Genomic DNA, 6,360 nt, shown 5'->3' on the forward strand with positions numbered 1-6,360 from the left:
GCTCGCGGTGCTGCCGCCGCTGGCCTGGGCACTGTGGCGCTGGCGCCATCGCCTGCTGCCGCGCCCGCGCGTGGAAGCGCCGGCCGAGGCGCCGCTCGAACCTATCCGCGTGGCCGCTCTGGAGGAACTGGCGCGCCTGCCCCGCCCCTACCACGGCGCTCCCGCCGGGCCCTGGCTGCAGGCGCTGAACGCGCTGCTCAAGCGCCTGTCGCGGGCGCGCTGGCCGGACGACAACTGCCACACCCTGAGCGGCCGCGCCTGGCTGGCGTTCCTCGACAACCGCTGCCCGGCCGCCGGCCTGACGCGCTACATGATCCTGGTGGAAGGCGGCTACCGCGCCGAATGCAAGCTCGACGACAAGGCCATCGAAGGCCTCGCCGCCGCCGTGGAAACCTGGGTGCGCAAGCATGTTTGAATTCGCCTGGCCGTGGCTGTTCATGATCGCCCCGCTGCCCTGGCTGCTGCGCGCCGTGCTGCCGCCGGCCGACAGCGGCGAGGCGGCGCTGAAGGTGACCTTCCTCGCCGAGCTCGAAGGCCTGGCCGGCCGCCGCGCCCGCTCGCGCCTGCCGGCCTGGCGCCTGCAGGCGCCCTTCGCGCTGCTCTGGCTGCTGTTGCTGCTGGCGGCGGCGCGCCCGCAGTGGGTCGGCGAGCCGCTGCCGATTCCCGCCACCGGCCGCGACCTGCTGCTGGCGGTGGACGTCTCCGGCTCCATGGATACCGCCGACCTGCAGTGGCAGGATGGCGAGATCAGCCGCCTGAACCTGGTGAAGCGGCTGTTCGGTGACTTCATCGAGCAGCGCCGTGGCGACCGCGTCGGTCTGATCCTGTTCGGCAGCAAGGCCTACCTGCAGGCGCCGCTGACCTTCGACCGGCACACCGTGCGTACCTGGCTGGACGAGGCGCTGATCGGTATCGCCGGCAAGGACACCGCCCTCGGCGACGCCATCGGCCTGGCGGTCAAGCGCCTGCGCCAGCGGCCGGCGGAAAGCCGCGTGCTGGTGCTGATCACCGACGGCGCCAACACCGCCGGGGAAGTGCCGCCGCTGACCGCCGCGCGCCTGGCCGCCGAGGAAAAGGTCAAGATCTACACCATCGGCATCGGCGCCGACCCGCAACCCGGCGGGGTGCTCGGCATGCTCGGCCTGAACCCCGGCCTGGACCTGGACGAGGCGACCCTGCGCGACATCGCCGCCAGCACCGGCGGCGAATACTTCCGCGCGCGCAACGGCGCCGAACTGGCGGACATCTCGGCGACCCTGGACAACCTCGAACCGGTGACCCAGAAACCCACCCGCGCGCGCCCGGCACTGGCGCTGTACCACTGGCCGCTGGCCGCGGCGCTGCTGTTCAGCGCGCTGCTGGTGGCTCGCGAACTGTGGCCGCCGGAAGACTGGCGCTGGCCGAGGAGGCGCCGATGAACCTCTGGCCGCACCTGTTGCGCCCCTGGTGGCTGCTGCTGTTGCCGCTGCTGGCCTGGCTGCTGTGGAAGCTGCTGCACCGCCAGCGCCGCGCCGGGCGTTGGCAGTTGCTGCTGCCGGCGGCCTTCCACCCCTGGCTGCTCAAGGGCGGCAGCGGCCGCGCCGACCGCCGCCCGTGGCTGTACCTGGGCCTGGCCTGGCTGCTCGGCGTGCTGGCCCTGCTCGGCCCCAGCTGGCAGCGCATCGAGCAACCGGCGATGCAGCGCAGCGACCCGCTGGTGGTGGTGCTCGAACTGACCCCGCGGATGCTCGCCGGCGACCTCTCGCCGACGCGCCTGGAGCAGGCCCGGCGCAAGCTCCTCGACCTGCTGCGGGCGCGCGCCGACGCGCAGACCGCCATCGTCGTCTACGCCGGCAGCGCCCACGTGCTGGTGCCGCTGTCCAACGACCTGACCACCGCGCGCAACCTGCTCGACGCCCTCAAGCCGTCGATCATGCCCGAGCCCGGCCAGCGCGCCGACCTGGCGGTGCACGCGGCGCGCCAACTGCTCGACCAGGGCGCCCAAGGCAACGGGCGCATCCTGTTGCTCAGCGGCGGCCTGGACGCCGGCGAACAGCAAGGTATCCGCAGCGCCCTGCACGGCCACGGCAAGGATTTCGCCATTCTCGCCGTGGGCACCGCCAGCGGCGCGCCCATCCTGCAGGAGGACGGCACCTACCTGAAGGACGAGCAGGGCAGCATCCTCCTGCCACGCCTCGACGAAGCCGCCCTGCGCCAGTTCGCCGCCAGCCTGGACGCCGCTTACCAGCGCATGCTCGCCGGCAACCACGACCTCAAGGCCCTCGGCCTGCTGGACGCCAACCGCGGCCTGGAGGCGGCCGGCAACGACGCCGTGCTGCGCCTGCAACGCTGGGCCGACCAGGGCTACTGGCTGCTCCTGCCGCTGCTCCTGCTGGCCGCCTGCGCCGGGCGCCGCGGCTGGCTGTTCTGCCTGCCGCTGCTGTTCTCGACGCTGCTCGTTGCGCCGCGCCCGGCCCAGGCCTTCGAGTTCGCCGACCTCTGGCTGCGCCCCGACCAGCAGGGCCAGCGCCTGCTCGCCGAGCAACGCCCGGCGGACGCCGCGCGGCGCTTCGAGGACTTCCGCTGGCGCGGCCTGGCCCTCTACGAAGCCGGCGACTATGCCGGCGCGGCCCAGGCCTTCGCCGAAGGCGGCGGCGCCAGCGACCATTACAACCGTGGCAATGCCCTGGCCCGCGCCGAGCAGTACGAAGCGGCCATCGACGCCTACGACCAGGCCCTGGAACTGCAACCGGACCTGGCCCAGGCGCAGCGCAACAAGGCGCTGCTGGAAGAGTTGCTGCGCCAGCGCGCCGAAGAACAGTCCGCCCAGCAGCACCCCGACAGCGAAGCCACGCGCAACGGCGAGACCGAGCAGGCGCAGCCCTCGGCGGCCAAGCCCGACCCCGACCAGGCGCTGGAAGTGCGCCCCGCGCGGCCCTCGGCGGCGATCCAGAACCTGCAACAGGCGGCGGCCGACAAACTCGAAGCGGCGCCCGACGACCAGGCGCCGTCCACCGATCCGACGGAACTCTCGCCGCCGCCGGCGGACGAAGGACAACTCAACGACGAGAACCGCCAGGCCCTGGAACAGTGGCTGCGGCAGATTCCCGACGAACCCTCCGAACTGCTGCGACGCAAATTCTGGTATCAACAGCAGCAGCGCCAGGAAAACCATCCATGAAACGGCTGATCTGCCTGCTCCTGCTCAGTCTCGCCGCTCTCCAGGCCGAGGCCAGTCTCACCGCCAGCGTCGACCGCGCCAGCCTCGCCGAGGGCGAGAGCGTCGACCTGACCCTGGAGTCGGACGACCCCACGCAGTTCGGCAAGCCGGACCTGGCGCCGCTCGACGAGGCCTTCGAGGTCCTCGCCACGCGCCAGGTCAACCGCCTGACCACGCTCAACGGCCAGGCCCAGGCCACCACCCGCTGGATCGTCACCCTGCGCCCGCGGCACAGCGGCACCGTGCAGGTTCCGGCGCTGCACCTGGGCGGCGGCACCACCCAGCCGATCGAACTGCATGTGCTCAAGGCCGAGGACGCGGCCGCCGTGCAGAAGCTCGCCCCGGTGTTCATCGACGCCAGCCTCGACCAGGAAGAGGTCTACGTCCAGGCCCAGGCCATCCTCACCCTGCGCATCTACCACTCGGTATCGCTGTACGACGACAGCAGCCTCAGCCCGTTGCAGATCGACGACGCCAAGGTCGAGCAGCTGGGCCAGGCGCGCACCTACGAGAAAGAGATCAACGGCGTGCGCCACGGCGTGATCGAGGTGCGCTACGCGATCTTCCCGCAGCACAGCGGCGAGCTGAGCATCCCGGCGCAGAGCTTCACCGCCACCCAGGTGGCGCGGGCCAACCCCGGCGACAGCTTCGGCGCGCGCCCCGGCAAGCGCCTGCGGGTGACCTCGCCGGAAATTCCCCTGCAGGTGAAGCCCAAGCCCGCCGACTACCCCGCCGACCTGCCGTGGCTGCCGGCCCGCGCGCTGAGCCTGAGCGAAAGCTGGACGCCGCAGCCGGACCAGGCCAAGGCTGGCGAATCGCTGACGCGCAACCTGATGCTGCGCGTCGAGGGCCTTTCCAGCGCGCAGCTGCCGCCGCTGCCGCAATCCCTGCCGGCCGGCCTGCGCCACTACCCCGACCAGCCGCAGCTGGCCGAACAGCAAGGCGACCAGGGGGTGATCGGCAGCCGCGAGGAACGCGAGGCGCTGGTGCCCGACCAGGCTGGGCAACTGACCCTGCCGGACATCGAGGTCACCTGGTGGAACACCCAGGAAGACCGCCTGGAACGCACCAGCCTGCCCGGCCGCACCCTGAGCGTCGCCGCCAACCCGCAGCTGGACGCCCAGGAGCGCCCGGCGGCGCTGGATGGCGCGCCGGTCGAGGGCGCGGCGCGGCTCTGGCCCTGGCAGCTGGCAACTCTGCTGCTGGCCCTGACCACCCTCCTCGGCTTCGGCCTCTGGTGGCACGCGCGGCGCCAGCCGGCGATCATCCGCGCGGCGGCCAACGCGCCCAATGCGCGCACACTGCTCGATGAACTGAAGCGCTGTTGCCTGGCCAACGACTCCCATGCCACGCGCCAGGCTCTCGACGCCTGGGCGCGCCAGCAACCGGAAACCCTGGCCGACATGGCGGCGCGCTTCGTGCCGCTGTCCGACGCCATGGACGGCCTCAACGGCGCGCTCTACAGCGACAGCGAGGGCGGCAGCAACTGGCAGGGCGACGACCTCTGGCGCGCCATCCGCGCGCTGCCCACCGCCGAGGCCGCGCCGGGCGCCAGCGCCGAGGGCGGCAGCCTGCCGCCGCTGTACCCGCGCTGAGCCGGCTAGGCTGAAGCAATCCCCGCCTGCAGAGGACACCCCATGGCTGCACGTCCGCGTGGCTTCGTCGGCCTCGCCTTCGGCGCCCTGCTGCTGGCCGGCGCCGGCCTGCTGTTGGCCGACGCCGCCCAGGCCATGCCACCGACGCCGCCCGCGCAACCGCTGGACGGCCCCGGCGGCTCGCGCCTGGCCCACGCCGACCTGCGCCAGTGGCACGGCGGCAGCCAGGGCAACGAATACTGGGTATTCACCCCCGCCGCGCCGGTTCCGCAGGCGGCGCCGCTGGTGGTGTTCGTCCACGGCTGGAGCGTGATGCAGCCGGACCTCTACCGCGCCTGGATCGAGCACATCGTGCGGCGCGGCGCCATCGTCATCTACCCGCGCTACCAGGACAGCCTGAAGACCCCCGCCGCCGACTTCCTGCCCAACGCCGCCGGCGCCGTGCGCCAGGCCATCGAGGCGTTGCAGGCCGGGCGCTACGGCGTAACCGCCGACCTCGAACACCTGGCCTATGTCGGCCATTCCGCCGGCGGCCTGATCGCCAGTGGCCTCGCTGCCGGTTATCGACGCCTGGGGCTGCCGGCGCCGCGCGCCTTGCTGGCGGTGGAACCGGGGCGCAGCCAGGGCCCGCGCTGGCGCCAGGTGCCGCTGGAGCCGCTGGCCGGCATTCCCGCCGGAACGCTGCTGCTGACGCTGTGCGGCGACGAGGACGAGCGCGTCGGTTGCGACGACGCCCGGCGCATCTTCGAGGAAAGCAGCCAGGTCGCCGCCGCCGACAAGAACCTCCTGCTGCTGCGCAGCGACCGCCACGGCAGCCCGCCGCTGCTGGCCAACCATGCGGCGCCCACCGCGCCGCGCTTCGACCCGCGCTATCCACCGTCGGACAGCGGCAGCTGGTTGCTGCAACGCGTGCAGGAACGCCAGCGCCGGCGCCAGGCCGAGGGCCACGCGCTGCAGCACAACGCCCTGGATACCGACGCCCTCGACTGGTACGGGCCCTGGAAGCTGTTCGACGCCCTGTGCGACGCCGCCTTCCTCGGCCGCAACCGCGACTACGCCCTGGGCGGCGGCCGCGCCCAGCTGTCCATGGGGCTGTGGAGCGATGGCACGCCGGTGCGCGAGCTGCAACTGCTGGCGCCCGTCGCCGCCGCGCATCGATAGCGTCGATAGTCACCAGCAGGCGGATTCAATTCCCTTCCCCCCGCGCAGCCGCGAGCATAGCCCCCACGGTGCCGCGAAGACGGCACCGCGAGGCGGCCCGAGCGTGCACTCCCGGCCAGCTGAAGACGAGGCCGACCGAGGAGGAACCCCCATGCAGGCCACCCTGGATCTTCTGCTCATCATCGGCTCCCTGGCGGAGCTGCTGCTCTACGTCGCCCTGGGTGCCATCGGCCTGGCCGCGACCCTGCTGCTGACCGCGATCGGCGTACTCACCCTGCGCTCGCCCGGCGAGCCGATCCGCATCGACGAGCCCGCGCGGCGCAGCGTACGCGGCTGAGCCTGCGCCTCAGCCGGGATAGTCGGCCAGGCGCAGCAGATCCATGACCTGGGCGCCACGAAGTGATC

Annotated in this window: 6 protein-coding genes; all 6 read left to right on the forward strand. The window is 72.7% G+C overall.

What is annotated here, in order from left to right; genetic code table 11:
- Window positions 1-415 (forward strand): DUF4381 domain-containing protein (locus P3W75_RS21180; RefSeq protein WP_276229274.1); only part of this gene is annotated, 415 nt, incomplete at its 5' end.
- The gene (locus P3W75_RS21185) at window positions 408-1,418 is read left to right on the forward strand and encodes a vWA domain-containing protein (protein WP_276229275.1); all 1,011 of its coding nucleotides are present in this window, start codon (window positions 408-410) and stop codon (window positions 1,416-1,418) included. The genes P3W75_RS21180 and P3W75_RS21185, both read left to right, overlap by 8 nt.
- Window positions 1,415-3,160 (forward strand): VWA domain-containing protein, encoded by a 1,746-nt coding sequence (locus P3W75_RS21190; RefSeq protein WP_276229276.1) that lies wholly within the window; start codon window positions 1,415-1,417, stop codon window positions 3,158-3,160. Before P3W75_RS21185 ends, P3W75_RS21190 begins: the two co-directional genes overlap by 4 nt.
- Window positions 3,157-4,794: a BatD family protein gene (locus P3W75_RS21195; protein WP_276229277.1), complete on the forward strand. Its 1,638-nt coding sequence runs from the start codon at window positions 3,157-3,159 to the stop codon at window positions 4,792-4,794. Before P3W75_RS21190 ends, P3W75_RS21195 begins: the two co-directional genes overlap by 4 nt.
- Window positions 4,795-4,836: 42 nt before the next feature.
- The gene (locus P3W75_RS21200; protein ID WP_430765398.1) at window positions 4,837-5,955 is read left to right on the forward strand and encodes a chlorophyllase/cutinase-like alpha/beta fold protein; all 1,119 of its coding nucleotides are present in this window, start codon (window positions 4,837-4,839) and stop codon (window positions 5,953-5,955) included.
- 151 nt (window positions 5,956-6,106) lie between these two features.
- On the forward strand, window positions 6,107-6,292 hold the full coding sequence (locus tag P3W75_RS21205) for a hypothetical protein (RefSeq protein WP_276229278.1): 186 nt from the start codon (window positions 6,107-6,109) through the stop codon (window positions 6,290-6,292).
- The last annotated feature ends 68 nt before the right edge of the window (window positions 6,293-6,360 follow it).

This window comes from Pseudomonas citronellolis (assembly GCF_029335315.1).
Lineage (GTDB): Bacteria > Pseudomonadota > Gammaproteobacteria > Pseudomonadales > Pseudomonadaceae > Pseudomonas > Pseudomonas citronellolis_A.

Excerpts from the sequence above, each read along its gene's own strand:
- P3W75_RS21185 (WP_276229275.1), top strand. The coding sequence starts at position 408 with ATGTTTGAATTCGCCTGGCCGTGGCTGTTCATGATCGCCCCGCTGCCC.
- P3W75_RS21190 (WP_276229276.1), top strand. The coding sequence starts at position 1,415 with ATGAACCTCTGGCCGCACCTGTTGCGCCCCTGGTGGCTGCTGCTGTTG.
- P3W75_RS21195 (WP_276229277.1), top strand. The coding sequence starts at position 3,157 with ATGAAACGGCTGATCTGCCTGCTCCTGCTCAGTCTCGCCGCTCTCCAG.
- P3W75_RS21200 (WP_430765398.1), top strand. The coding sequence starts at position 4,837 with ATGGCTGCACGTCCGCGTGGCTTCGTCGGCCTCGCCTTCGGCGCCCTG.
- P3W75_RS21205 (WP_276229278.1), top strand. The coding sequence starts at position 6,107 with ATGCAGGCCACCCTGGATCTTCTGCTCATCATCGGCTCCCTGGCGGAG.